The sequence below is a fragment of the Methylovulum psychrotolerans genome (assembly GCF_002209385.1).
GTDB classification, from domain to species: domain Bacteria; phylum Pseudomonadota; class Gammaproteobacteria; order Methylococcales; family Methylomonadaceae; genus Methylovulum; species Methylovulum psychrotolerans.
Window position 1 is genome coordinate 905,669 of the sequence record NZ_CP022129.1, and the last position, 25,919, is coordinate 931,587.

The 25,919-nt window shown below is 52.0% G+C and carries 26 protein-coding genes; 23 read left to right on the forward strand and 3 right to left on the reverse strand.

What is annotated here, in order from left to right; genetic code table 11:
* Window positions 1–220 precede the first annotated feature (220 nt).
* Window positions 221–1,846 (forward strand): sulfate adenylyltransferase subunit CysN, encoded by a 1,626-nt coding sequence (gene cysN, locus CEK71_RS03925; RefSeq protein ID WP_088618161.1) that lies wholly within the window; start codon window positions 221–223, stop codon window positions 1,844–1,846.
* A 320-nt stretch (window positions 1,847–2,166) separates the two neighbouring features.
* Here the strand turns inward: cysN and CEK71_RS03930 are convergent, their stop codons facing one another.
* A complete protein-coding gene (locus CEK71_RS03930; protein WP_088618162.1) occupies window positions 2,167–2,979 on the reverse strand; it encodes a DUF2797 domain-containing protein in 813 nt (270 codons plus the stop codon).
* 645 nt (window positions 2,980–3,624) lie between these two features.
* On the opposite strand from CEK71_RS03930, the gene CEK71_RS03935 reads away from it, so the two are divergent.
* The 22 genes from CEK71_RS03935 (at window position 3,625) to CEK71_RS04040 (ending at window position 24,519) form a co-directional block, all read left to right on the forward strand.
* On the forward strand, window positions 3,625–3,984 hold the full coding sequence (locus CEK71_RS03935) for an ATP synthase subunit I (RefSeq protein ID WP_232463758.1): 360 nt from the start codon (window positions 3,625–3,627) through the stop codon (window positions 3,982–3,984).
* A 25-nt stretch (window positions 3,985–4,009) separates the two neighbouring features.
* Window positions 4,010–4,786, forward strand: a complete 777-nt coding sequence (atpB, locus tag CEK71_RS03940; protein WP_088618164.1) for a F0F1 ATP synthase subunit A — start codon at window positions 4,010–4,012, stop codon at window positions 4,784–4,786.
* 44 nt (window positions 4,787–4,830) lie between these two features.
* Window positions 4,831–5,118: a F0F1 ATP synthase subunit C gene (atpE, locus tag CEK71_RS03945; protein ID WP_019864635.1), complete on the forward strand. Its 288-nt coding sequence runs from the start codon at window positions 4,831–4,833 to the stop codon at window positions 5,116–5,118.
* Between the two features lie 40 nt (window positions 5,119–5,158).
* Window positions 5,159–5,632, forward strand: a complete 474-nt coding sequence (locus CEK71_RS03950) for a F0F1 ATP synthase subunit B (protein ID WP_088618165.1) — start codon at window positions 5,159–5,161, stop codon at window positions 5,630–5,632.
* A gap of 5 nt (window positions 5,633–5,637) precedes the next feature.
* Window positions 5,638–6,171 carry a F0F1 ATP synthase subunit delta gene (locus CEK71_RS03955; RefSeq protein ID WP_088618166.1) on the forward strand — a complete coding sequence of 178 codons (534 nt, stop codon included), beginning with the start codon at window positions 5,638–5,640 and terminating at the stop codon, window positions 6,169–6,171.
* 15 nt (window positions 6,172–6,186) lie between these two features.
* Window positions 6,187–7,728, forward strand: coding sequence for a F0F1 ATP synthase subunit alpha (atpA, locus tag CEK71_RS03960; protein WP_088618167.1), 1,542 nt, complete (start codon window positions 6,187–6,189; stop codon window positions 7,726–7,728).
* A 12-nt stretch (window positions 7,729–7,740) separates the two neighbouring features.
* The gene (atpG, locus tag CEK71_RS03965; protein WP_088618168.1) at window positions 7,741–8,607 is read left to right on the forward strand and encodes a F0F1 ATP synthase subunit gamma; all 867 of its coding nucleotides are present in this window, start codon (window positions 7,741–7,743) and stop codon (window positions 8,605–8,607) included.
* 128 nt (window positions 8,608–8,735) lie between these two features.
* Window positions 8,736–10,118, forward strand: a complete 1,383-nt coding sequence (gene atpD, locus CEK71_RS03970) for a F0F1 ATP synthase subunit beta (protein WP_088618169.1) — start codon at window positions 8,736–8,738, stop codon at window positions 10,116–10,118.
* Between the two features lie 20 nt (window positions 10,119–10,138).
* Entirely contained in the window at window positions 10,139–10,561 is a 423-nt protein-coding gene (locus CEK71_RS03975; RefSeq protein ID WP_088618170.1) for a F0F1 ATP synthase subunit epsilon, read from the forward strand.
* 112 nt (window positions 10,562–10,673) lie between these two features.
* On the forward strand, window positions 10,674–12,044 hold the full coding sequence (glmU, locus tag CEK71_RS03980) for a bifunctional UDP-N-acetylglucosamine diphosphorylase/glucosamine-1-phosphate N-acetyltransferase GlmU (RefSeq protein ID WP_088618171.1): 1,371 nt from the start codon (window positions 10,674–10,676) through the stop codon (window positions 12,042–12,044).
* 2 nt (window positions 12,045–12,046) lie between these two features.
* On the forward strand, window positions 12,047–13,876 hold the full coding sequence (gene glmS / locus CEK71_RS03985) for a glutamine--fructose-6-phosphate transaminase (isomerizing) (RefSeq protein ID WP_088618172.1): 1,830 nt from the start codon (window positions 12,047–12,049) through the stop codon (window positions 13,874–13,876).
* 75 nt (window positions 13,877–13,951) lie between these two features.
* Entirely contained in the window at window positions 13,952–14,524 is a 573-nt protein-coding gene (locus CEK71_RS03990) for a DUF4124 domain-containing protein (RefSeq protein WP_088618173.1), read from the forward strand.
* Window positions 14,524–15,357: an SDR family oxidoreductase gene (locus CEK71_RS03995; RefSeq protein ID WP_088618174.1), complete on the forward strand. Its 834-nt coding sequence runs from the start codon at window positions 14,524–14,526 to the stop codon at window positions 15,355–15,357. The genes CEK71_RS03990 and CEK71_RS03995 overlap by 1 nt, the downstream gene beginning before the upstream one ends.
* Before the next feature lie 83 nt (window positions 15,358–15,440).
* On the forward strand, window positions 15,441–16,391 hold the full coding sequence (locus CEK71_RS04000; RefSeq protein ID WP_088618175.1) for an Rpn family recombination-promoting nuclease/putative transposase: 951 nt from the start codon (window positions 15,441–15,443) through the stop codon (window positions 16,389–16,391).
* 162 nt (window positions 16,392–16,553) lie between these two features.
* Window positions 16,554–17,309 (forward strand): hypothetical protein, encoded by a 756-nt coding sequence (locus tag CEK71_RS04005; protein WP_088618176.1) that lies wholly within the window; start codon window positions 16,554–16,556, stop codon window positions 17,307–17,309.
* A 35-nt stretch (window positions 17,310–17,344) separates the two neighbouring features.
* Complete coding sequence (locus tag CEK71_RS04010; protein ID WP_157678969.1) at window positions 17,345–18,178, forward strand: hypothetical protein; 834 nt, start codon at window positions 17,345–17,347, stop codon at window positions 18,176–18,178.
* Entirely contained in the window at window positions 18,175–19,545 is a 1,371-nt protein-coding gene (locus tag CEK71_RS04015) for a DUF4350 domain-containing protein (protein WP_088618178.1), read from the forward strand. Before CEK71_RS04010 ends, CEK71_RS04015 begins: the two co-directional genes overlap by 4 nt.
* Entirely contained in the window at window positions 19,542–20,510 is a 969-nt protein-coding gene (locus CEK71_RS04020; protein ID WP_088618179.1) for an AAA family ATPase, read from the forward strand. The genes CEK71_RS04015 and CEK71_RS04020 overlap by 4 nt, the downstream gene beginning before the upstream one ends.
* Window positions 20,510–21,808 (forward strand): DUF58 domain-containing protein, encoded by a 1,299-nt coding sequence (locus CEK71_RS04025; RefSeq protein ID WP_088618180.1) that lies wholly within the window; start codon window positions 20,510–20,512, stop codon window positions 21,806–21,808. The genes CEK71_RS04020 and CEK71_RS04025 overlap by 1 nt, the downstream gene beginning before the upstream one ends.
* A 134-nt stretch (window positions 21,809–21,942) precedes the next feature.
* The gene (locus tag CEK71_RS04030) at window positions 21,943–22,704 is read left to right on the forward strand and encodes an RDD family protein (RefSeq protein WP_088618181.1); all 762 of its coding nucleotides are present in this window, start codon (window positions 21,943–21,945) and stop codon (window positions 22,702–22,704) included.
* A 7-nt stretch (window positions 22,705–22,711) separates the two neighbouring features.
* On the forward strand, window positions 22,712–23,701 hold the full coding sequence (locus CEK71_RS04035) for a stage II sporulation protein M (protein ID WP_088618182.1): 990 nt from the start codon (window positions 22,712–22,714) through the stop codon (window positions 23,699–23,701).
* A 425-nt stretch (window positions 23,702–24,126) separates the two neighbouring features.
* Window positions 24,127–24,519, forward strand: a complete 393-nt coding sequence (locus tag CEK71_RS04040; RefSeq protein ID WP_088618183.1) for a group II truncated hemoglobin — start codon at window positions 24,127–24,129, stop codon at window positions 24,517–24,519.
* Between the two features lie 92 nt (window positions 24,520–24,611).
* Here the strand turns inward: CEK71_RS04040 and CEK71_RS22410 are convergent, their stop codons facing one another.
* On the reverse strand, window positions 24,612–24,773 hold the full coding sequence (locus CEK71_RS22410; protein WP_157678971.1) for a hypothetical protein: 162 nt from the start codon (window positions 24,771–24,773) through the stop codon (window positions 24,612–24,614).
* 248 nt (window positions 24,774–25,021) lie between these two features.
* Window positions 25,022–25,441, reverse strand: a complete 420-nt coding sequence (locus CEK71_RS04045) for a hypothetical protein (protein ID WP_088618184.1) — start codon at window positions 25,439–25,441, stop codon at window positions 25,022–25,024.
* Window positions 25,442–25,919 lie beyond the last annotated feature (478 nt).

Here is a 25,919-nt window from a genome sequence, read left to right on the forward strand (position 1 = left end):
GAAAAGGCGGCCCGGTTGCCGCTTGATCCTGCGCTTCTCGGTTTTGTCGGGGGTCGGCAGAGAGGGCTCCTGCCCTCCTGCCGACGCGCGGCATCCCTGCCGCGCCCCTTCGGGCTGATCCCGACAAAACCTGCGATGCTCGGCGCGGCAAACGGGGGTAAAGCCCGTTACTGCGTAACGTCAGTTTTTATCTTGAACCTTTTACTTTGAATCTAATACCATGTCCCATCAATCCGATCTGATCAGCACTGATATTAACGCCTATCTGGCACAACATGAACGTAAAGAGCTGTTACGCTTTTTAACTTGCGGTAACGTTGACGACGGCAAGAGCACCTTGATAGGCCGCTTATTGCACGACTCGAAGATGATTTATGAAGACCAATTGGCGGCTGTGCAGGCCGATAGCGTCAAGTCCGGCACCACGGGTGCGGGTAAAATCGATTTGGCGTTGTTGGTGGACGGTTTGCAGGCCGAACGTGAGCAAGGCATCACTATCGACGTGGCTTACCGTTATTTCTCGACCTCTACCCGCAAGTTCATCATCGCTGACACCCCTGGGCATGAGCAATATACCCGCAATATGGCGACCGGCGCGTCCACTTGCGATTTGGCGATCATTTTGATCGATGCCCGCTACGGTGTACAAACCCAAACCAAGCGCCATAGCTTTATCGCGTCGTTGCTGGGCATTAAGCACGTTATCGTCGCCATTAACAAAATGGATTTGGTTGAGTACAGCGAAGCGAAGTTTGAGCAAATCAAAGCCGATTATTTGCATTTTATTGCCACTTTGGATTTGCAAGACGTGCAGTTTATCCCGATGTCGGCGCTGGACGGCGATAACGTGGTAAACCCTAGCGAGAACATGGCGTGGTTTACCGGTGTGCCGATGATGGAAGCGTTGAACACGGTGGTGATTGCCCATGACCGCAATTTTGACAATGCCCGTTTCCCTGTCCAATACGTCAACCGTCCTAACTTGGATTTCCGGGGCTTTTGCGGTACGGTCGCGGCAGGTGTGTTCAATAAAGGCGATTTGGTCACCGCTCTGCCGTCCGGTAAAAGCAGTAAGATCAAATCTATCGTGACGTATGACGGCGATATTGAGCAGGCGTTCGCACCGATGTCGGTGACGTTGACCTTGGAAGATGAGATTGACGTGAGCCGTGGCGATATGCTGGTCGGCAAAGAGCTGGTCTCAGCGGTGGTGGCCGATAAGTTTAAGGCGCATATCGTTTGGATGACCGAAAAAGCCCTGACCCCAGGCCGCCAATACGTCATTAAGCTGGCGACACGCAGTGTGTTCGGTTCGGTGTCGCTGATCCATCACCGTATTGATGTCAATACCTTGGAGCATCATGATGCGACCGAGGTTAAGCTGAACGAAATCGGTTGCTGTACAGTGTCGGTGACATCGCCAGTGGTGTTTGATGCGTATAAAACCAGCCGTGGCACGGGGTCATTTATTATCATCGACCGTTTGACGAACGGTACGGTCGGTGCGGGGATGATTATCGGCGTATCTGATGATGAAGGCCTGCAATCGGTCAGTATCGAAGAACGCGCGTCCCGCTTTAGCCAAACCCCGGCGGCGGTTTTGTTGACGGGTGCGGACAGCGCAACCGTGGCCTATCAGTTGGAAAGAAAGCTGTTTGATAACGGCCATGCGACCACGGTGCTGGAAACCGCCAATGCCGAGTTGGTGCTGGCGCTGAAGAATGCCGGCTTGGTGGCGATTTGCACCACTTGCCCTGCCGAATTGGCCGACAGTACCTTCGATACCGACACGCAATCACTGGATGACATTCATGGCGCGTTGAAAGAGCAGGGTATTATCCACTAAGGGATTTGCATGAAATAAAAACCTGTTGTACAGGCGAAAGTACGGCAACCCCCTCCCTCCTGAGCGAAGCCGAAGGGCTCCCCCTTGGCAGGGGGAGGGGCTTTTCTTCTAATGTTCGCCTGCATGACGGGGAAGCCATTTGCTCCCTCCCCTGTCAAGGGCTGGGGTGGGGTTTAATACGCTGAGGTGTAATAAACGCCCACTTAATTTCATATACGTTCCTAAGTGTTAACGGGGTTTGCCCGGCCTGCTGTCTCTTTGGAGCGCGGGCATCTTACCCGCTCTTGTGCGGGCAAGATGCCCGCGCTCCCGTTTAATGCTTAGGCTTGGAAGTTTACTTCGTAGCCGGTATATTTGCGGATATTTAACACGCCGCTGTCTAACAGCAAATATTGTCCTTTTATGCCTAATAGGATGCCGGAAATTTCCGGGGTTTTGATCAGGCACAGGGATTTGATCTTAGTGGGGTATTGGCTGACCGGAAATGCCAATTCCACCACGTCTCCCCTTAGCGGTTCAACCGCTCCTAAGCCAAAGCGTTCGCTGATGGCCGCCAGCTCGGCGGCGCACAAGTGCAACAAGTGGTCGCGCCGTTCCGGCAGGTCGATAGGCTCGGCGGTTTTTTTCAGCATTTGCTGCCAGTTGGTCTTGTCGCTGATATGCTGGGCCAACACCATTTCCACCAATCCGGCAATCTGGCGCGATGACGTTTGAAAAATTGCCAAAGCTTGGCTCGCGCCTTGGTCTATCCAACGGGTCGGGATTTGGGTGGCACGGGTGATGCCGACTTTAATGCCGCTGGAGTTGGCCAGATAGACGATATGCGGTTGGAAACAAAACGCTTCGCCCCAGCTCGGCTCCCGGCATGTCCCCGCCGCATAATGGCAGGTGTGGGGTTTGACGATGCACAAATCGCATTCCGCCAAAGAGATGAAGCAGGGGTAGCAATAGCCTTGGTTATAGGTCTTTTTAATGGCTTTGCCGCAATGCAGGCAGAGGATTTTGCCGGTGTTGGTCAGTTTGATGGGCTGGCCGATGAACGGGTTGAGGGGGATTTTGGTGTCGTTTAGCGGTAGGTCGTATAAGATGGGCGAGGCGAGTTGCCCGGACATTTTTTTCAGTTGGCCCTGCATGGTATAAGTCCTGATCGGTCGGTGATGGACTTATAATCGCATAGATTGGCGTAGGGGCAAAGGCTTGTGGATGTAGGGTATGAATGACAAAAGCAGTGTTCCGATTGCTTTATCGCGTAGTTTTGGCTTTGTATGTCCTATTGCGGTTTTTTTGTCTGGTCAATGTCCTTGCGATATGCTAAATTCTTTTCCCTAAAACGCATTGGCTCTGGAATCCGTAGATTCAACGGCGTTAACTGCGGGCTGTATGAAGGCTGTTTTTTGCTTATCAATCAATTTGTCCCTGTTCTTTGTGAGAGACGTTTTTTAAACAAAAATTACCGCTCTCGGATACCCGTCATATTGTTTTCCCGTTTAGCGGTTGGTCAGGCTTGAGTGGCCGATGCGGGGAAGGATTAGCTGTGCGGAGCTTATCTTGTGGGGTAATAACCGTCCGCTATATACCTTATTTTTTATAAGGATTTAGGGTGTCCACCATTTTGCCAAAAACGTGGTGAAATTGCTAATATTTTGAAAAATAAAGCAGAAAAAAGCCGTGTAAGGCGTTGATAAGGGGCAGCCTAAAGCAATTGCCGACACACCGACCTTGATTTAATCAAAACAGGTCGTTATAATCCAACAGCTTTTATGTTTGGAGTTTGTCAGGTGGCAGCTAGAAAATTATCTACTGTCAGCAAAGTGCTTATTTATCAATTTCTGATAATAACAACTGCCGTTTTCGGCTTTGCTGTCGTATTAGGATGGCAACAGGCGGGTTCGGCTGCTGTGGGCGGGGTGGTGGCGTTTATCCCCAATGCGTTTTTTGGTTGGCAAATGCGCAATCCGGCCGGCAAGTCCGCAAAAATCCTCATTAACCGCTTTTACTTGGGTGAGGCGGGTAAATGGGCGCTGACGGTTATCTTGTTTGCTGCGGCTTTTCAGCTTCCTAACATAAACATATTTCCACTATTGTCCACCTATATGGCGGCAATAGCCGTTTTTTGGTTCGCGCTATTAATGCGTTGACATTGACTATTTAAAGAGAGGAACAATGGCTACCGAAGCTCACGCTGCCGAAGGTGCAACCGGATATATTATTCACCATTTGACTGCGCTGCGGGTTGGCGAAGGCTTTTGGTCATTACATCTTGACACTTTGTTTTTCTCAGCGGTTTTAGGCGGCTTGTTCGTTTGGTTTTTTAAGACCGCCGCCGATAAAGCCACCGCCGGGGTGCCGGGTTTGGCGCAAAGTTTTGCCGAAATGCTCATTGAGTTTGTCGACACGCAAGTCAAAGACAGCTTCCACGGCCATAGCAAACTGATCGCGCCGTTGGCGTTGACCATTTTTTGCTGGGTGTTCTTGTGGAACTTTATGGACTTGTTCCCTGTAGACATTTTGCCGCTGATCGGTTCCTTAATGGGCATCGATTATTTGCGGGTGGTGCCGAGTACCGATTTAAACGCCACGTTTGCCATGTCCATTTCCGTATTTTTCTTGATTATTTTTTACAGCATCAAGATTAAGGGCGTATGGGGCTTTACCAAAGAACTGACCTTGCAGCCGTTCGGGCCGTGGCTGCTGCCGTTTAACCTGTTGCTGAAGTTGGTCGAAGAGCTGGCCAAGCCCATTTCACTGGCGCTGCGGTTATTCGGTAACTTATATGCGGGCGAGCTGATCTTTATTCTGATCGCTTTACTGCCTTGGTATATCCAACCGGTTTTGAGTTTTCCTTGGGCCATTTTCCATATTCTGATCATTACCCTGCAAGCGTTCATCTTTATGGTGCTGACGATTGTTTATTTGAGTATGGCGCACGAAGACCATTAATTTTTTACACTTTTTTATAACTTGATATACGTTTTGGAGGTTTCATGGAAATTGCAAGATTGATTGCTGATGTGCAAGGTATGACTGCTATCGCAGTAGGTCTGGTTTTAGGTATGGGCGCTTTAGGTACTGCGATAGGCTTCGGTCTGTTGGGCGGTAAATTCCTGGAAGGTGCGGCCCGCCAACCAGAGATGGTGCCTATGCTGCAAGTAAAAATGTTCGTTGTCGCCGGTCTGTTGGACGCGGTAACCATGATCGGTGTCGGTTTGGCGTTATTCTTTACCTTTGCAAATCCGTTCTTGTCTGCTGTCCAAGCTGCTGCGGCAGGCTAATTAAACAGTCTAATTTTAATAGCGACAAGAGGAACGCATCGTGAGCATCAATGCTACTCTGATTGGGCAAATGATTACCTTTGCACTTCTGGTATGGTTTACCATGAAGTACATTTGGCCACCTTTATTTGACTCTTTAGAAGAACGTAGAAAGAAAATTGCCGAAGGTTTGGCGGCGGCTGAAAAAGGTCAGGAAGAAATGCAGTTGGCCGAGAAAAAAGCCAAAAGCTATTTGAAAGAGGCCAAAACGCAGTCTGCGGAAATTGTCAGCCTTGCGCAAAAACGTGCGAACGAAATTGTTGAAGAATCGAAAGATGCCGCCAAAAAAGAAGGCGAGCGTTTGGTTCTGGCAGCACGCGCACAAGTTGAGCAAGAAATGCAGCAAGCCAAAGACGGCCTGCGCCAAGAAGTTGCTAAGTTGGCGCTGATCGCCGCCGAACAAATCTTGGGTGCGGAAATCGACGCGGCTAAGCATCAGGACATTATTAATAATGTCTCTAATCAATTAGGTTAAGCACCATGAGCGAATTGGCGACATCGGCAAGACCTTATGCGGTAGCGGCGTTTAAACGCGCCAAAGAGACGGCGGCTATGCAAAGCTGGTCGCAAGGTTTGGCGTTTATGGCGGCGGTTATCGGCAGTGGGGACATTTCTGGCGTAGTTGATAACCCTAAGATCGGTAAGCAAAGCGTAGCTACTCTTTTGCTCGATATTTGTCAAGGCCAACTTGATGAAGAAGCGGCTAATTTCCTTAAATTGCTGGTGCAAAACGGTCGTCTGCCTTTGTTGCCGACAATTGCCAAGCTGTTTGAAGAGTATAAGGCGGAGTATGAAGGTTATCTTGATGTCCAGGTGACATCCGCTTATGAGCTGTCAGAAGCCGCCCATAAAGGGCTTGCCGACACTCTGGAAAAATCGCTGGGCAAAAAAATTAATATGAATGTAGCCGTAGACAAATCACTCATTGGCGGTGTTCTGGTACGCGCTGGCGATCAAGTAATTGACGGTTCTATTAGAGGCCGGCTTCAACACATGCAAAAAACTCTTCAGTGAGAGTGAGAAAAAATCATGCAATTAAACCCATCTGAAATTAGTGATCTGATTAAAAAGAAGATCGAAAGCTTTGATTTGAGTTCTGAATCTCATACGGAAGGCACCGTGGTCAGTGTGTCTGACGGTATCGTCAGGGTTCATGGCCTTTCCGCAGCAATGCAAGGGGAAATGTTAGAGTTCCCGCAAAATACCTTCGGTATGGCGTTGAATCTTGAAAGGGATTCCGTCGGTGTGGTTATTTTAGGTTCTTACCAGCACATTTCCGAAGGCGACACCGTAAAATGTACCGGACGGATTTTGGAAGTCCCGGTCGGTGAAGCGTTGTTAGGCCGCGTCGTCGATGCCTTAGGCAACCCGATTGACGGCAAAGGCCCGATTGACACCAACGAAACTGCACCTATCGAAAAGATTGCCCCTGGCGTTATTGCCCGCCAATCGGTTGACCAGCCCGTCCAATTGGGCTTGAAATCCATTGACGCGATGATTCCGGTTGGCCGCGGCCAGCGCGAGCTGATCATCGGCGACCGCCAAACCGGTAAAACCGCTATCGCCGTTGATGCCATCATCAACCAAAAAGGCACCGGCATTAAGTGTATTTATGTCGCTATCGGCCAAAAACGTTCATCTATCGCCAACGTGGTGCGTAAGTTGGAAGAGCATGGCGCGATGGAACATACCATCATCGTCGCGGCTTCCGCTTCCGAATCGGCGGCTATGCAGTTCATTGCCCCGTATACCGGCTGTTCAATGGGCGAGTTTTTCCGTGACCGTGGTGAAGACGCGCTGATCATTTATGACGATTTGACCAAACAAGCCTGGGCTTACCGTCAAGTGTCGCTGTTGTTGCGCCGTCCGCCAGGCCGTGAAGCGTATCCGGGTGACGTGTTCTATCTGCATTCGCGCTTGTTGGAACGCGCCGCGCGTATCAACGCCGACGAAGTCGAAAAGCTGACCGGCGGTAAGGTGAAAGGCAAAACCGGTTCGTTGACCGCGTTGCCGATTATCGAAACCCAAGGCGGTGACGTATCGGCCTTCGTACCGACTAACGTGATCTCCATCACCGACGGACAAATTTTCTTGGAAAGCAACCTGTTCAACGCGGGTATCCGGCCAGCGGTTAACGCGGGTCTGTCGGTATCGCGGGTAGGCGGTGCGGCACAAACCAAGATCATTAAAAAGTTAGGTGGCGGTACCCGTTTGGACTTGGCGCAATACCGTGAGTTGGCGGCATTTGCCCAGTTCGCGTCTGACCTTGACGAAAGCACCAGAAAACAAATTGAGCGTGGCCAACGGGTTACGGAATTGATGAAACAAAATCAATATTCGCCGATGTCAGTTGCGCAAATGGCCGTTTCTTTGTTTGCCGCCAATGAGGGTTTCCTTGATTCGGTTGAAGTCAATAAGGTGCTGGATTTTGAAGCGGCCTTACATGGCTACATGAAAGCCGAACACGCCGCTCTGATGGATTCCATTAATGAGACGGGTGATTTTAGCAATGAAATCAAACAGGGTATGCAGGCTGCTATAGAAACCTTCATTAAAACTCATAGTTGGTAAAAGGGTCTCAAAATGGCTGTTGGTAAAGAAATACGCACCAAGATTGCGAGTATCAAGAATACTCAGAAAATCACCCGCGCAATGGAGATGGTTGCCGCGAGTAAAATGCGTAAAACAAAAGACAGAATGCAGGCAACACGCCCTTATGCGAAAAAAATGGCGCAGATCATTAAGCATCTGGCGCAGGCAAACCCTGAGTATAAGCATCCCTTTCTGATTAAGCGCGATGTCAAACGGGTCGGGCTGATTGTCGTCAGTTCCGATAGGGGCTTGTGTGGCGGCTTAAACTCCAACTTGTTCAGAAAGTCATTAGGGTTGTTGACGCAATGGCAACAGGACGGCGTTGAAGTGGATGTGTGCACCATCGGCACAAAAGCGGCCAGTTTTTTTAGCGGCCTGAAACATGCCAAGCTGGTAGGCCAAGCCGGTAAGCTGGGTGATGCGCCGCATCTTAGCGACATTATCGGTATCATTAAGATAATGTTGGATGCGTTTGCGGAAAACCGCATTGATGAGCTGCATGTCATCAGTAACGAGTTTGTCAACACCATGACCCAGCGTCCGACTGCCGAAAAGCTGTTGCCGGTCGCTGCCGATGAGATTGCAGGCGAGTTGGGCGGCCATTGGGATTACCTTTATGAGCCTGATGCCAAAGAGGTGCTTGACCATCTGCTGACACGCTATATCGAAGCCATTGTCTATCAGGGTTTGGTGGAAAACAATGCTTGCGAACAGGCCGCCAGAATGGTGGCGATGAAAGGGGCTTCCGATAATGCGGGCAAGCTGATTAAAGAGCTTCAGTTGGTTTATAACAAAGCCCGGCAGGCTGCCATTACGCAGGAAATTTCCGAAATTGTTGCCGGCGCCGCAGCCGTTTAAAGCGACGGGCGGGGATCGTTATGCCCAAGTGCCTAAGCAAGGGATGGCAGAATTGGCGGCTTGGCTTAAAGGTCCCGTACCTTGCCTAACGCCCTAGCAAAATGATAAAAAACTAAGAGGACAACTTAATGAGTTCGGGTAAAATCGTTCAGATTATTGGTGCGGTCGTCGACGTGGAGTTTTCACGAGAAGAATTGCCCAAAGTTTATGATGCTTTAATTGTAGAAGGAAATGGTTTGGTGCTGGAAGTCCAGCAACAAATTGGTGACGGTGTGGTCCGGGCGATTGCTATGGGCACCACCGACGGTTTGGGTCGTGGCCTGACCGTTAACAATACCAACGCGCCTATTTCTGTGCCAGTCGGTCAAGAGACCTTAGGACGTATTATGAACGTTCTGGGTGAGCCTATCGACGAAAAGGGGCCTATCGGCGAAAAAGTCAAATGGGGTATCCACCGTGAAGCGCCCAGCTATGCGGAACAGGCGGCGGCTAATGAGCTGTTGGAAACCGGTATTAAGGTTATCGATTTGATCTGTCCTTTCTCCAAAGGCGGTAAGGTTGGTCTGTTCGGTGGTGCGGGTGTGGGCAAGACCGTTAACATGATGGAATTGATCCGTAACATCGCTATCGAGCACAGCGGTTATTCGGTGTTCGCCGGTGTCGGTGAACGTACGCGTGAAGGTAACGACTTCTACCATGAAATGACTGACTCTAACGTTATCGACAAGGTATCGTTGGTTTACGGTCAGATGAACGAGCCGCCCGGCAACAGATTGCGCGTGGCGTTGACCGGTCTGACTATGGCGGAATATTTCCGTGATGAAGGCCGCGACGTGTTGTTCTTCGTCGATAACATTTACCGTTATACCTTGGCGGGTACCGAAGTGTCGGCGCTGTTAGGCCGTATGCCGTCTGCGGTAGGGTATCAGCCGACCTTGGCTGAGGAAATGGGCGTTCTGCAAGAACGTATCACCTCAACCAAAACCGGTTCTATCACGTCTATCCAAGCGGTTTATGTACCTGCCGACGACTTGACTGACCCGTCACCTGCGACAACTTTCGCGCATTTGGACGCGACGGTGGTATTGTCACGGCAAATTGCCGAGCTGGGTATTTATCCGGCGATTGATCCTTTAGACTCCACCAGCCGCCAATTGGATCCGCTGGTTATCGGTCAGGAGCATTATGATGTGGCGCGTAAAGTCCAAGGGATTTTGCAACGCTATAAAGAGTTGCGTGATATTATCGCCATTTTGGGTATGGATGAGTTGTCGGAAGAAGACAAGCAAACCGTTGCCCGGGCGCGTAAAATCCAACGTTTCTTGTCACAACCTTTCTTTGTTGCTGAAGTCTTTACCGGTTCGCCGGGTAAGTATGTGTCTTTGAAAGATACCATTGCGGGCTTTAAAGGCATTATTAACGGCGAGTTCGATGCGATTCCAGAACAGGCTTTCTATATGGTCGGTACCATTGAGGAAGTGTTGGAAAAAGCAAAGGCCATGAAAGCTTAATGTCAGTTTAGGTAAAATCAATGACCATGACCGTACATGTAGACATCGTAAGCGCAGAAAAGGAAATCTTTTCCGGTTTGGCGGAAATGCTCTTTGCGCCTGCTGAATTAGGCGAAGTAGGTATTTCCCCGCGCCACGCGCCTTTCATTACTAAGTTAAACCCAGGTGAAGTGCGGGTGAAGGTCTCGGATAAGGAACAGTATCCGTTCTTTATTTCCGGCGGTATTCTGGAAGTGCAGCCGCATCTGGTCACAGTGTTGGCGGATACCGCCATCAGGGCGAAAGATATTGATGAGGCGGCGGCGATGGAAGCGAAGGCAAGGGCCGAAGAGGCGTTGGCGGACAGGTCGGGTAAGATCGATTATGAATCCGCCCATGCCCAATTGTTGCAGGCTATCATGCAGTTGCGGACATTGGACAGGCTGAGAAAGCGTGGCGAATAAGTTATGAACACTGATGCTTGATTGTCACCCTTAGCAATCATGTTAAAACAGTCTATCAAAGCCCGGTAACGTGTAAGCGCTATCGGGCTTTTTTATTTTAACGGGAAGAGAAATGAAAATCACTACGGTTATTTTGGCGGCGGGTAAGGGGACGCGGATGCGTTCGGATTTGCCTAAGGTGTTGCATGGTATTGCGGGCAGGCCGCTGCTGCGCCATGTTTATGATATGTGCAGCCAAGTGGCGGACAATAGTGTCCATATTGTCGTCGGCCACGGCGCGGAGCAGGTCAAACAGGCGTTGGCGGACTGTCAGGTTAATTGGATCGGACAGTACCAGCAATGGGGCACGGGCCATGCGGTGCAGCAAGCCAGCCCGTTTATCGGCGCGGATGATACGGTGTTGATTTTATACGGCGATGTGCCGTTGTTAAAATTGGCGACTGTCCGACAATTGTTGGCGGATGTCAGTCCGCAAACCTTGGCGTTATTGACGGTCACGTTGGCGGACGCGACGGGTTACGGGCGGATTGTCAGGGATGTTGACGGACAAGTGCTGAAAATTGTTGAAGAAAAAGATGCCGACGCAACCGAAAAGGCTATCTGTGAAGTCAATACCGGGATTATGGCGGTCAGTGGCGGGCAGTTGCAAACCTGGTTGGGGCAGTTGACTAATCAGAATGCCCAGCAGGAATATTATCTGACCGATGTTATCGAAATGGCGGTGGCGGCGGGAGTGCGTATCGTCACTAGCCAGCCGGATAGGGAAGAAGAGGTGTTGGGGGTGAACAACCGGATGCAGTTGGCGCAATTGGAGCGGTTTTTCCAGATGCGCCAAGCCGAAGAACTGATGGCGCAAGGGGTGACTTTGCGCGACCCGCAGCGTTTTGATGTGCGCGGCACGGTGGTCAGCTTGGGGCAGGACATTGAGATTGATGTCAATGTGATTTTGGAAGGTGCGGTCAGTATCGGAAACCGTGTTAAAATTGGTCCGAACACCCAAATTAAGGACTGCCAAATCGCCGATGATGTTGAAATTTTTGGCTGTTGTGTGCTGGAGGGTGCGGTCATAGGGCAGGGCAGCCGTATCGGCCCTTATGCGCGGTTGCGGCCAGAAACGGTTTTGGCCGATAATGTGCATATTGGTAACTTTGTTGAACTAAAAAAATCATCAGTTGCCGAAGCTAGTAAGATCAATCATTTAAGTTATATTGGCGACACCAGTGTCGGCAGTAAGGTCAATATTGGTGCGGGCACCATCACTTGTAATTATGATGGTGCGAATAAGTTTAAGACGGTCATCGGCGACGGGGCGTTTATCGGTTCCGACAGCCAATTGGTCGCCCCGGTCACTATCGGTAAAAATGCCACCATCGGTGCCGGTTCGACCATCACTCGCGATGCCCCTGAAGGCCAATTGACTTTAAGCAGGGGTAAGCAATTTTCTGTTCCTGGTTGGCAACGGCCAAGCAAAAAGGAGAGTTAAGTATGTGTGGAATAGTCGGCGGTATCGCCCAACGTAATGTCGTACCTATTTTATTGGAAGGCTTGCGGCGTTTAGAATACCGTGGCTACGATTCGGCGGGGTTGGCGGTGGTCAATGGCGGCGAGCTCCACCGTAAACGCGAACTGGGTAAGGTGCAGGGCTTGGCGGCGTTGGTGGAGGCCGACCCGATGCCGGGTTTGCTGGGTATTGCCCATACCCGGTGGGCGACCCACGGTAAACCCAGCACCGCTAATGCCCATCCCCATACCAGTGGTGATAAGGTGGCGGTGGTGCATAACGGTATTATTGAGAACTATGCCGTGCTGAAGGCCGAACAATTGGCACAAGGCTATGAATTTACTTCGCAAACCGATACCGAGGTCATTGTCCATGAGGTATTCGGGGCTTTGCGCACGGCGGGCAATTTGCTCGCGGCAGTCCGGCAAGCGGTGCAAAAATTGTCCGGTGCGTATGCCTTGGGGATTATCAGTGCCGATGAGCCGGATGTGCTGGTTGCTTGCCGTAAGGGCAGCCCTTTGGTGATTGGTGTGGGTATCGGCGAGTATTTTATCGCATCCGATGTCGCGGCTTTGTTGCCGGTGACGCAGCGGTTTATGTTTCTGGAAGAGGGTGATATTGCCGCGTTGCGGATAGGTTCGGTAGAGATTTATAATGCTGACGGTCAGCGCGTCGAGCGGCCTATTAGGGAAAGCCTGCTCAGCCCCGATGCGGTCGATAAGGGCGCGTATCGGCATTATATGCTGAAGGAGATTTACGAACAGCCTACCGCTATTGCGCAAACCTTAGAGGGACGTTTCATCAATCACCGTTTGCAGGAAAGCGCTTTCGGCCATAATGCCGCGCAGATGTTTGACGAGGTTAAGGCGGTGCAGATTTTAGCGTGCGGAACCAGTTATCATGCGGGTTTGGTGGCACGGTATTGGTTTGAGGAGTTGGCGCGGATACCTTGCCAAGTCGAGGTCGCCAGTGAATTTCGTTATCGCAAGCCGATGTTGGCGGCGGATACGTTGGTGGTGACTATTTCCCAATCCGGCGAGACTGCCGATACCTTGGCGGCCTTGCAGGAAGCGAAAAAACTCGGGGCGAAGTATTCCTTAACGTTGTGCAATGTGCCGGAAAGCTCTTTGGTCAGGGAGTCCGACCTGGTGCTGATGACCCGCGCAGGTCCGGAAATCGGTGTGGCTTCAACCAAAGCCTTTACCACCCAACTGGTCACGCTGATGCTGTTGGTGATGGCGTTGGGGCGGCGTTTCCAATTGGATGCCGCGCTGGAGGCAAAAATTACCGCCCAGTTGTTCAGTTTGCCGCAGAAAATCGACAAGGTATTGCGTCTGAATGACCCTATCCGGTTATTGTCCGAGCAGTTTGCCGAAAAGAATAATGCCTTGTTTTTAGGACGGGGGGCGCATTATCCGATAGCGATGGAAGGGGCGTTAAAGTTAAAGGAAATTTCTTATATCCATGCCGAAGCCTATCCGGCGGGCGAGTTGAAACACGGGCCTTTGGCCTTGATTGATGCCGATATGCCGGTGATTACCGTTGCCCCTAACAATAGCCTGTTGGAAAAGCTTCAGTCCAATATGGAAGAAGTCAGTGCGCGGGGCGGGCAGTTGATTGTCTTTATGGACGAGACTTTGGTGCCGGCGGTCAACGGCGCTGTGCAGATGATTAAAGTGCCGCAGGTGGATAACGAGATTTCACCTATACTCTATACCATACCCTTGCAATTATTGGCCTACCATGTCGCGGTGCTGAAGGGGACGGATGTTGACCAGCCAAGAAACCTTGCCAAATCGGTGACGGTGGAATAAACCTGAGCAGACATCTAAAGGGCTTGAACACCGGATATAAGTAAAACTAATACCCCCCAAACTAACCGAGAGAACATGAAATATTTAGTCTTGCTATTAACCGGCTTTTTGGCTTTTAATGCGGAGGCCGAGGTCTATAAATGTACCGATTCTGGCGGCAATAAAGTGTACCGTTCCACGCCCTGTGTGGCAGGCTCTAATATCCAGATTGACCTGAAAACGGGTGTCAGCATTGATCTGGATGCAGAGAAAAAATCCGATCTGCAAAAAATAAAGGAACGTCAAGAGCGCGAAGAGCAAGCCGAACTTCAGCGCCAGCAAGCGGTGCAGCGCAAACAGCAGATTGTCGAGGCGGGAAAAAAGAACCAGGCGTTGATCAAATCCCGCCCCCATGATTTTTCGGCTTATGCTATCCCGCCTTATGATGTGGATAATTTGTTACCGTTAGTCAAGCGTTTTGAAGGCCGTTTAGTCGATATTGAACGGCTGCGCGGGGCGGCGGCGGAAAAAGCCTTGGCGACCGGGCAGTGTAACCGCGTCGAATCGTCGGAGTTGAATGAAAAATCCAGCCCAGAGTCGTTAGTGTTTCTGGTCGATTGCAGTAACGCCAAAACCTTTTATTTTAACGAGCAAGAGCTGGGCAAATAATGGTGACGGCAAAAACGGTTCTGATTACCGGCTGTTCCAGCGGTATCGGCTACGCGACCGCGCAAGTGCTGAAACAGCGGGGTCATCGGGTCTTCGCCACGGCGCGTAAACCCGACGATGTGGCGCGGTTGGCGGCAGAGGGCTTTACTGCGTTGCGCTTGGATTTGGCCGACAGCGCCAGTATCCGGGCGGCGGTCGCCGAGCTGTTGGTGCTGACGGGCGGCACTTTGGATGCGGTGTTTAATAATGCCGCATTTGGCCAGCCCGGGGCGGTTGAGGATTTGGGGCGCGAGGTGTTGCGCCAGCAGTTTGAAACTAACGTCTTCGGCACCCAAGAGCTGACCAATTTGCTGATCCCGGTGATGCGCCGTCAAGGTCATGGCCGTATCATTTATAACAGCTCGGTATTGGGCTTGGTCGCCATGACCTATCGCGGTGCCTACAATGCCAGTAAGTTTGCTTTGGAAGGCCTTGCCGATACCTTGCGCTTGGAGTTGCACGGTACGGGTATCTATATTGCGCTGATAGAGCCGGGGCCTATACGCAGCGATTTCCGCAAAAATGCCTTTGCGCTGTATCAGGCCAATATCGACCCTAGCCAGAGTTACCACCACGGCACTTATCAGGCACTGGCGGCGCGTTTGCAAAAACAAGGCCCCGCCGCCCCGTTTACCCTGCCTGCTGAGGCGGTGGCGGCAAAAGTCGTCCACGCTTTGGAAGCTAAGCGGCCAAAAATCCGTTATTACGTCACCTTCCCGACCTATTTGTTTGGGTTTTTAAAACGGATATTGCCTGCGGCTTGGTTAGATGTGTTGTTAAGAAAAGCCGCCTGAGTGTGAGGCGTTAGCGGAACCTCGGCTAAGACTTTTCGGTCATTAAGGACGATGGTTTTATTTTCCCGTTATTAGCGTCCTTTATGAATTTTCTCGATATCCGCACCGATTTTGCGTTTAAGAAAGTCTTTGGCAGTGAAGGCTCGAAAGATATTTTATTGAGCTTTCTGAACGCTGTCCTCCCGTTTGACGATGGCAAGCGTATTACCGACCTGACCATTGTCGACCCGTATAACATCCCCATGCTCAAGGGCATGAAAGACACTTTTGTCGATGTCAAAGCGTTGCTTAGCGACGGCACCCGCGTCATTATTGAGATGCAGATCCTCAACCACGACGGTTTTGAGAAGCGGGTACTGTACAATGCGGCAAAAAACTATTCCGCGCAACTGGTTCAAGGCCAGGCCTACCATTTGTTGAATCCGGTCATTGCCCTGACCTTGACCGATTTTGTCATGTTCCCCGATAGCCCGCGCCTGATGAACTGCTTTAAGCTGTTAGAAAAGCGTGATTTCATCGAATACTGCGATGATATTGAGCTGGTCTTTATCGAGTTGCCCAAGTTTAACAAAACGGAAACGGAATTGGAGACTGAGCGGGACAATTGGCTGTATTTCATCAAAAACGCCGCTAAGTTGAACGATATACCAAAAAACTGCGGGCGGGATTTGGCAAAGGCCTTCGGGATAGCCAACGAGGCCAACCTAAGCCCCGAAGAGCTGGAACTGCAACACCGTAAGAGCGAATTTATCGTCATTGTCCAGGCCAGTTTGGATATGGCGATCCGGCAAGGCAAGCAGGAGGGTATTGAGCTGGGCATCGAGTTGGGCAAGCAGGAAGGCATCGAACAAGGCAAGCAGGAAGGCATCGAGCAAGGCATCGAACAAGGCAAGCAGGAAGGCATTGCCGAAAGCCGTCGGGCAACGGTGTTCAGCGCCCATCAGGCGGGTGTGCCGGTGGCGACGATTGCACAGATTGTGCAAATGGATAGTGCCGACGTTATTGCCCTGCTAGCTTCTGCAATGCCGGATTGACGCGGGTTTACTGGGGACGGCGGGTAGGGTGGGAAACGTTTTTTTGCTAAGCACCTTGGTTATTTGCGGGAAATTGGCTATGCTTAAGGCGGCTGTCAGTGCGAATGTCGCCGTTGTTGCCAAGCGGATAGCCGCCAATATTAACTTAGAGGGGAAAGTATTATGCAAATGTTAGCTGACGAACCCGTGAGTCTCGCCAAGATATTGGACATCAGCATTAAGCTGTATGTCGCCAGTTTTACTAAATGGATTGGTTTTAGTACCGTATTGGGTGTACTAAGCCTAGGATTTAACTGGTTTATCAAGCAGTATATTGGCCCCGGTGCCGATGCTTCGGCCTTGGCTGAGGGGGGGACGGTGCTTTTGCTTGCTATAGTGGCTGTGACACTGTGTTCTTCTGTGAGTTATGCCGCGATTGTTTATCGCTTGGACAATACGGCCCATCAGCGTCAAGATAGTTTTATGGAAGCCTTGCAACTGGGTATTAAAAAAACGCCGTCCCTCCTGTTGGCGGGATTCCTTTATATGCTAGCGGTGAGTGTCGGAACGCTTTTGTTGCTGGTGCCGGGTATCATACTGAGCTTATCACTGTTGTTTCATATTAATTTTATTGTATTGGACGCTAAGAAGGCTTATGGATCTTTAAAAGCCAGTTATGCTTTAGTGAAAGGCAGTTGGTGGCGGACAGCGGGGGTGTTGACGGTGCCGATGGTGTTGTTGTTGCTGTTTTATTTTATTTTAATTATGTTGTTGGGTTTTATTGTTAAATTTGCCGGCATTGATGGTATAGCTGAACTCATCATTAATTTATTCTCCATTGCCTCTACGCCGTTTTTTTTGACGGTGCTCTACGTCCAATTCCATGATCTGAAACTGCGCAAATCCGGTGCCGATTTGGCGGCGCGTTTGGCTGGATAATGCGCTGGTTGCTCTTGTACCTGTGCTGTTTGGCAATGCCAGGGCACGCGGCGGATGCGGTGCGCGACTGCTTAAGTGCCGTCCCGCCGCAATCGGATAAGCCTGTGGATTTGACGCTGGCCTGTCCGGCATTGGTACAGCCTTGGCAAGCGTTGGTGGTGGCGCAAGCCGACAGCCATAGTGTGCAAGCGGGGCAGTTGCAGTTTTGGGCTAAAGCAGAACAGCCTGTGCGTACAACTGCCCTTAACCTGAGCGGTCTTGACGGCGTATTAGCGGGGATTTTTGACCCCAGTGCCGAAGAAGTCCGAAAGCAGTGGTGGACACGTTTTTTACAGTGGTTGGATAGTCTGAAAGGCAAAGATTACGATACCCAATTCCAGTGGTTTAGCGGTCTGTTGAACGGCATGACATTGTCTGATGAAACGTTGGCGCATTTGTTTTATGGCCTTATGGCGTTGCTGGTGTTGGTGACGTTAGGCTTGGTGTCGCATGAGTTATGGCTGGCGGAGGTTTTTGCCCGCTGGTCGGGGCGACGCAAGTCTGGCCAGCAAGCTGACAGGGTGCTGGTGACAGCGTCCGCGCCCTCGGTTTTTAGTGGCGAGTTAAGCCCGCCCCAGCAAATCGCCGCGTTGTTGGCGCAAGTGGTGGAGGCCTTGGCGGTGCGGGAGGCCATCCCGCGTGATGCGACGCTGACGTATCGGCAACTGCTCCGCCATCTTAAGCCAACCCGTGGGCTTAATCCGGCGGCGTTTACCGCTTTAGTCGCCACTGCCGAGCCGATTGTGTTCGGCCAACAAGCCGCCGATGCGCAAATCCTGGCGGCTTATCGGCGTGATGCCGAAGCCTTATTGGCTCAGCAGGTATCATGAAAGATCGCTTGTTTACCTTCGCTTTGGCGGTGGCGGCATTGGTCGCGGTCATTTTCTTGTTGTCCCCGTCTGAGAGGCAGAAACTTATTTCCGTACCGAGTACGGAGGACAGCGGACGGGACGGCCTGAAAGGGCTGTTGGTGTGGTTACAGCGCGAGCAAGTGCCTAGCAGCAGTTTCCGTCAGCCTTATACGGCATTGTTGCAGCATCCCGATCAGGCGGCTAGTGGTAATGTATTGCTGATGAGCCTGCCTTCGCACAAAGACATCTCCCGCGCCGAATGGGCGGCTCTGGCTAAGTGGCTGGCTAAAGGCAATAGTGTCTTGGTGATGGCGGCCGCTTACCAGTATCCCGCTTGGTCGATGTATCGTGACTGTTTTTGCAAAATAAACAGCCTGTTATCACTACAGCATTGGCGGCTTGCTCGAGAAGGGCGCAAGGATGCTAAGGCGGATGAGGAAGATGACAACGCCGCAGACCATGCACCCGCCGCCCCTGCGGAGCCGTTGCCACCTAAGGCCCCGCCGGTTAAGCCTGAATCTGCTAAACCTAAGCCAGAAACCTTTCAAGGCGTTGTGAACCAAGTGCGGGATGCTATCAGTGCCGCGCTGAAGCCGCAAACGCTAGTGCCGCTGCCCGGTGTGCCGTGGTTGGCGGATCTGCACGGTGCGGAGGCGGACACTGCGGCCAAGCTGTTAGAGAGGCCCTGGCAATTGGCTAGTGACAGCCCCGATAATCTGGCGTTGCGGCTGTTAACCCTCCAAGGGACAGACACGACAGTGGCTTGGCAAATCAGTGCGGGGCAAGGGCAGATCCTGTTAGTGCTGACTCCGGACTTATTCAGCAACCGTCTCCTTAACCATGCCGATAATGCCCGGTTATTCGACCATCTGCTCGCCCAAACCTTAGCCCCCGGCGGGCAGGTGTTGTTTGACGATTACCATTTCGGCCTTTCGGCACTTTACGATCCCCAGCATTTTTTTAGTGACAGCCGTTTGCATCAGAGCCTGTTTTGCTTAGGCTTGCTGTGGCTGTTGTATGTACTGGGTTATACCAACCGTTTAGCGCCGGTGCGCAGCCGTACACCTGCGTTATCGGCACAGGATTTTATCATTGTCACAGCGGAATTTTTCGCCCGCCGCTTGCCCCCGCGCCAACTGGCGCACGCGTTGGTCAAGCATTTGCTGCAAGATGTGTGTCAGCAACGCCATTTGCCCGACGAGGCCGCTGCCCTCGCTTGGTTAGGCCAACATAGCCGGATCAGCGCCGGGCAATTGGCGGCCCTTAAGCAAGCTTACGCCGGACAGCGGCTAGCGTTAATCCCCTTAACCCATACCCTTACTTACATCAGGACAGTGACTTTATGACTAGCAATGCGGCGCAACAATTGGAGCAACACCTGCGGCAAGAACTCGGCAAAGTGGTGTTCGGTATGGACGATACCTTGCATGGGCTGGTGATTGCTTGGTTGGCGAACGGGCATGTGTTGTTGGAAGGGGTGCCGGGTTTGGGTAAGACCTTGTTAGCAAAAGCCTTGGCGCAATTGATCGGCGGCAGTTTTGGCCGTATCCAAGGCACGGCGGATTTGATGCCTACGGATATGACGGGGCTGCATGTGTTTAACAGCCACCAAAACAGTTTTGATTTTGTGCCGGGGCCGTTGTTTAACCAAGTGGTGTTGGTCGATGAGATTAACCGTACGGGGCCGAAAACCCAATCGGCTTTATTGCAGGCGATGGAAGAGAATTTTGTCACCATTGATCGGCAAACGTATGCGTTGGCGGCGGGGTTTTTTCTGATTGCCGCGCAAAACCCTTATGATTTTGAAGGTGTGTATCCGCTGTTGGAATCCCAGCTTGACCGTTTTTTAATCCGTTTATTGCTGAGCTATCCTGATGCCGACACCGAAATGGCGGTGCTGAGCCGTTACGATAAGCCGGGCGGCGGGCATGGTGCGGTGTTGCCGACTATCTGCGCGTTGCCGGACGGCCTGTTGGCGCAAGCCCGCGCCGAAGCGGCGGCGGTGCATGTGGATACGTCATTATACCAGTATGTTGTGCAAGTCGCGGCGGCTAGCCGCAACCATCCGCGTTTAAGCTTGGGGCTGTCCACGCGCGGGGCGTTGTCGGTGATGCGTTGCGCCCGCGTTGAAGCGGCTTTGCAGGGGCGCAGTTATCTGCTGCCGGATGATATTAAAACCGTCGCGCCGTGGGTGGTCGGGCATCGGTTGTTGCCGACCGCCGAGGCGATGCTGGAAGGGTATACGGCATTGCAAATCTATCAGGAATTGGATAGCCAGATTGCCGTGCCGCGTAGCGGGGCGGCGGGCTAATGTCCTTATCCCGCTGGGCGTTTATCATCGGCACGGCGATTATCGCGGTGGCGGTGTTGGGGATTTGGTTGGGTGAGCCTTGGGCAGGAGTCTGGCGTTGGCCGACCTTAGTGGTGTTAGTGTTGCTGGTTTGGGAGCGGTTGCGCTTGCCGCCAAGTTTGGTGATTAGTCGGCACATCCCTAAAACAGTCGCCTTAGGTGAGCCGGTCAATTACACGCTAAGTGTCGCCAACCCGTCGGCTAGGGTGTTGCAGATAGAGACCCAAGCCGATTATCCGACCGCTCTGGTGGCGGATAACGCCTTGCAAGCATGGCGTGTTGCTGCCGATGAGCAACAAAGCCGAGTGTTTAGCATCACCCCGACACAGTTAGGGGCGGCGGCGTTGGGTAGCTTGTATGTGCGGCAACTGGGCGGCTTTGGCTTATGCTGGTGGACACGTCCGCTGACTGAGGCCGTGGCGTTTACCGTGGAACCTGTGCGTTTGACTGCCCACGCTAACCTAGCCGGGCGGCGCGAAGCGGGCAACCGTTATAGCCGCCAGCCGCACAGCAGCGGCGTGGAATTGCTGGAGTTGCGCGATTATCGGCAGGGTGATAGCTTGCGCAGTATGGATTGGAAGGCCACTGCCCGGCGCGGTAAGCCGATTGTCCGCAGTTTTACCCGCGAACACCGTTTGGAAATGGTCGTGGTGGTGGATTGCGGGCGCGGTAGCCGTCTCCAATGCGGACGTTTAGGGCGTTTGCAGCACAGCGTCAATGTCGCGGCAAAACTCAGTGAGTTTGCCGCCTTGCAGGGCGACCGGATTGCTTGTCTGGTTTATGCGCAACAGCCGTTGGGGCAAACCCCTTTGGCGGGCGGGTGGGCGGCGGTCAAACAGGTGCGCCAGCTTTTAGGACAAGCGGCGGCGACTAACGAAACCAGTAATGCCTTAAATGCCGCGTTGGCGGTCAGGCAATTGCTTAAGCGGCGCGGCTTGGTGGTGTTTTTGACGGAAATTGAGCAGCCTGGGGCGGCGGCGCAATTGCTGCAAGCCGCACAGTTATTGGCGGGTAAGCATCAGGTGTTGGTGGCGAGTTTGGATGACCCGACCATCAGTGCGGCCTTAAGCCTCCCCGCCCGCCACTGGCAAGACCCGTATCGGCATTTCGCCACCTTGGAGTACCAACGTGGCCGCGCCCTGACCCGCCAACAACTGCAACGCACCGGGGTGGCTATTATTAGCGCCGTGCCTGAGCAGTTAGATCAGCAGATATTGACGTATTATCAAAACCATCGGGAGCGCATTGGTGGGGCGTGACGGAAGGGGTGCTTGCGGCTTAGTGTCTGTGTACGCGCTATCGTGCAATGGCTAAAAGCCATTGCACTCCACTCTGGGCCGTATTTTTTAACCTTAAACAAGGCTGCCTGGCCTAATGATGAGAAGCATAAGTTATGCAGCAACCCCCCAAACCCCAAGCTGGATTATTTAACCGCTTAGAAGTACAGTCGCCCGATGCCTTAGACTATCAATTGGACATTGCCGGACTAGGGGCGCGTAGCCATGCCTTTATCATTGATTTGCATATCCGCTTCTTGTTGGCTTTGACGTGGGTGCTGGTAGTCGGGGGCGGCGTCTTTTCGTTAGATACGTTGCGTGGCGCGCTCAAGCACAACGAGACGACGGGGGAGTTGCTGATGGTTATTATTCCGGCGTTTTGCCTGTATTTTTTCTACCATCCGGTGCTGGAAGTGCTGATGGCAGGCCGTACCCCCGGTAAACGTATGGCGGGGGTGCGCTTGGTCAACCGCCTCGGCCATACCCCCAGCATCGGGGCTATTCTGCTCAGGAATGTGTTGCGGATGGTCGATTCATTGCCCGGCATTTATTTGGTGGGGTTATTAGCGGTGGCTTTTACCCGCGATAAGGTGCGGATCGGCGATTTGGCGGCTGATTTGGTGTTGGTCTATGACAACCGCCTCCCGGCGAAAACCTTGGAACAAATGACCCGCTTGGCGTTGTCGTCTGATTTGTCGGGCGACGACCAAGCCTTGTTGCTGGATTTGCTTAAACGTTGGGATGGCTTGTCGGTCGAGGTGCGGATACGCTTTGCCGGGCAGTTTCTGGCGCGTATCGGCCAACCGATGCCGCCGCCTGACGCTAAGCCGGATCTGGCGTTTAAAAAGGCCTTAGAAAAACTTTTACCCCCTTCTTGAGGTAGCTATGGATACATCCCAGCAAGCCCTGACCCATTGGTTGACCGCGCGTAAAGTCCATTGGGATACCTTGGAAGCCCAGCTTAAGCCTCAGCAAAGCCCCTCTGAACAACCTTTGGCTGAAGCCCGCGAGCTGTTGGTGGGCTATCGCGGCGTGATGAACGACTTGTCGCTGGCGCGGCGGCTACAGGGAACGGCCTTGATTACCCGCTATTTGGAAAATCTTTTTTTAAAAACTCACGAGGAACTGTACCGCCCCGCGCCCCATTTTTGGGGTAGGTTGGGGGATTTGTACCATATCGATGTGCCGTTGCTGATGCGCCGGATGCAGAGGGCCTTATACGCGTCGCTGGCGGTGTTTGTCGTCGCCTTGCTGGTCGGTTGGGTCTTGGTTAGCGCGTACCCGGAACTGATTAACCTGTTCGCCTCGCCCGCGATGATCCGCGAAGTCCACGCCGGACGTTTGTGGACGGATGGTTTGCTCAATGTGGCGCCGTCGTCGTTATTGTCGGTCGGCATCGCCGCCAATAATATCAGTGTGACGTTATTATCTTTTGGCTTGGGGGTTTTTTATGGGGTCGGTACCTTGTACATGATCGGCATTAACGGCCTGATGCTGGGCGGCGCGTTTGCTTTTGCCGCCAGTTATGGCTTGGACGGGCGGCTATTCGCTTTTATTATCGGCCATGGCGTGGTTGAGCTTAGCGTTATCATCATCGCCGGGGGCTTGGGGTTACAACTGGGCGAGGCCTTAATCCGTCCGGGTACGCGCAGCCGCTTACAGGCGTTTCAGGCCACTTGCACCGATACGGGTAAAGTTCTCCTGGCCGCCACGCCGTTTTTGCTGGTGGCGGGCATTATCGAGGGCTTTGTCTCGCCTAACCCGCTGTTTGGCATGATGCCGAGGGTGTTGATGGGGCTGGGTAGCGGTACGCTGTTTTGGCTGGTGATGTTGTATGGTTTGCCTTGGCGTAGAGGTAAGTTTGTGCGCGGTTAAGTGTTGGGCTTGTGTTGTTAGTCGGTGGCAGTGTCAGCCGCGCCTCACTATAATGAGTGTGTTATGGTCGAATGAAGCCAAATAAGTATTAACTGGCCAGGGTGAGGGTATAGTGGCAGATATTATCTTCCCGCAAATGAATGCTATGACTATCAACGTTAGCTAGTAGGCAACTTCATTGCTGCTGCCAAAAAAAATCCTTGTTGCTCTCCAGAATGGAGATGCTATTATTGTCGGTCAACAACTGGCCGCTGGCAATGCGGGAGCTAAGCCGTTAGCGGCCAGAACGGTCAGGCGCGTTGCCAACGACATTATAAAATCAGACAGGCGAAGACACGGCTATCAATAAGCTATCGGTATCGCTGTCTTAAATAATGCCACTCATGACGCTATAACAACAAACCCATTTTAAAGAACAATCAGTAATGACAACCCTCACGCCTTACGATGTCATCGGTGGTGAACAGGCCATCCGCCGTTTGGTCGACCGCTTTTATTTTTATATGGATAGCTTGCCGGAAGCGCAAGGCATACGCGGGATACATCAGCCCAATCTTGCTTCCGCCAAGGATAAGTTGTTTAAGTTTCTGTCCGGTTGGCTGGGTGGCCCCGATTTGTTTATTGAAGAATTCGGCCACCCGATGTTACGCGCCCGCCATTTGCCGTTCGCTATTGGCGAATCGGAACGCGACCAATGGATGCTGTGCATGAATAAAGCGCTGGCGGAAACCCCTATGGATCCCAGGTTGGAAACTAATATCCAACAGGCGTTGCAGCAACTGGCAACGCACATGATTAATCAGGCACCGGCAGCGTAAGCCCTTAACCGCCCAAAAGTAGGGCGCTTCAATTGGCAGGGGGTATGTTAAATGCTTAATGAGCGCTTACTTAACAGCCGCTATTTGCCCAGCTACGGTTTTTCACTGTCATTTTCCGGTGTCTCCCGGTCGATAAGGTCTTCATCGCGCCCCGTATTAGCAGACGTTTTCTCGTTAGCGCTTATTTTTGTCAAAAACACCAGAATTGACACAATGGCTATGACCATCGTGGCTTCCATCACTAATCTCATCATTGCCGCCACCACTTTTACTAAATTAATTGGGTCACCGGAGTACCACAAACCACTTTCGGGCCGATAGTAGTTTATAGCTTTTAGCCCTTATTGCTAAAGCTGTCAATCATTTTGTAAAGGTTAAGAAGGGCGGCGATAGGTTTCGGCTGGGTCAGATAAGCGTGGAGTTTATGATAGTGCGGGGTTTGTTAGTATAAAGGGTACCCAGACCGTTAGGCCTTATGTTGCGCGTTTGGGGCGGGTATCGCTCACGCCAAGCTTTTTTTGATAAACGGGAGGATTAGGTATAACGCGTCCGCTTCTTCTTCAATGCTAAGCTGGATATCTTGGCTAAGCTCCCTTTCGCTGGTGTCTCCCTTTGGGTTGAAGGTAAATCGGCCCAATTTTATTTTTTCAAGGTGCGGGTATTTTTTTTCTTGATAGCATTCCACTGCACCCATCAGCTTTTTATCGCTGTCAAGAAAGCTGGTTAGGATAAAAAAAAGCGTATGTCCGGCGATTTTGATGCTAAATTCGCCATAACTGGGGTTCGGTTGGCCTACGCAGATAGCACCTAAGGCTTCGCTTTGTGAGGTGGCGTTTTTGCTGAACGCATCAAATTGGCGGAGCAATGCGGCATAATCTTCTATTATGGTGGTAATGCTGCCGCTGGCATCAGAATTGGGCATAATCTCTCCTTGGCTGTTCGCTATTGATAAGGGGTGAAGGACATATTTTGCAAATATAAACATAATGAATGCCAAGAAGGAGTACAGGAAGCGAAACGGAAGTGGAGCGGTGTACGACGCCCCCCGCGTAGCCGTAGGGGCCGGGCGTGTTGACGGAGTTGGAGCGCAAGCGGAAGCGTAGTCAACATGCAAGGCCATCCCGAAACGGCGTCAAGTCATTTGCGCAGGCCAGTGGTGCACAGCGTACCGAAGGGGAGTTGTGTATCGCGGCCGGAGCAGGACGAAGGCGGGCAGCCGAAGGCAATAATCGCCAGGAAAATTTTTCGCCGCTAAAATCGGATGGATCCCATTTTAGCTTTCGCGAAAAATCCTGGCGCGCCTGTTCGGTTTTGTTGTTTTCATTTCAAGGGCTGTCCGGCCTACAGGCTGGGCTACCGCAAGACATGGCAATTTAAAATGAACCGTTACCCATTATACC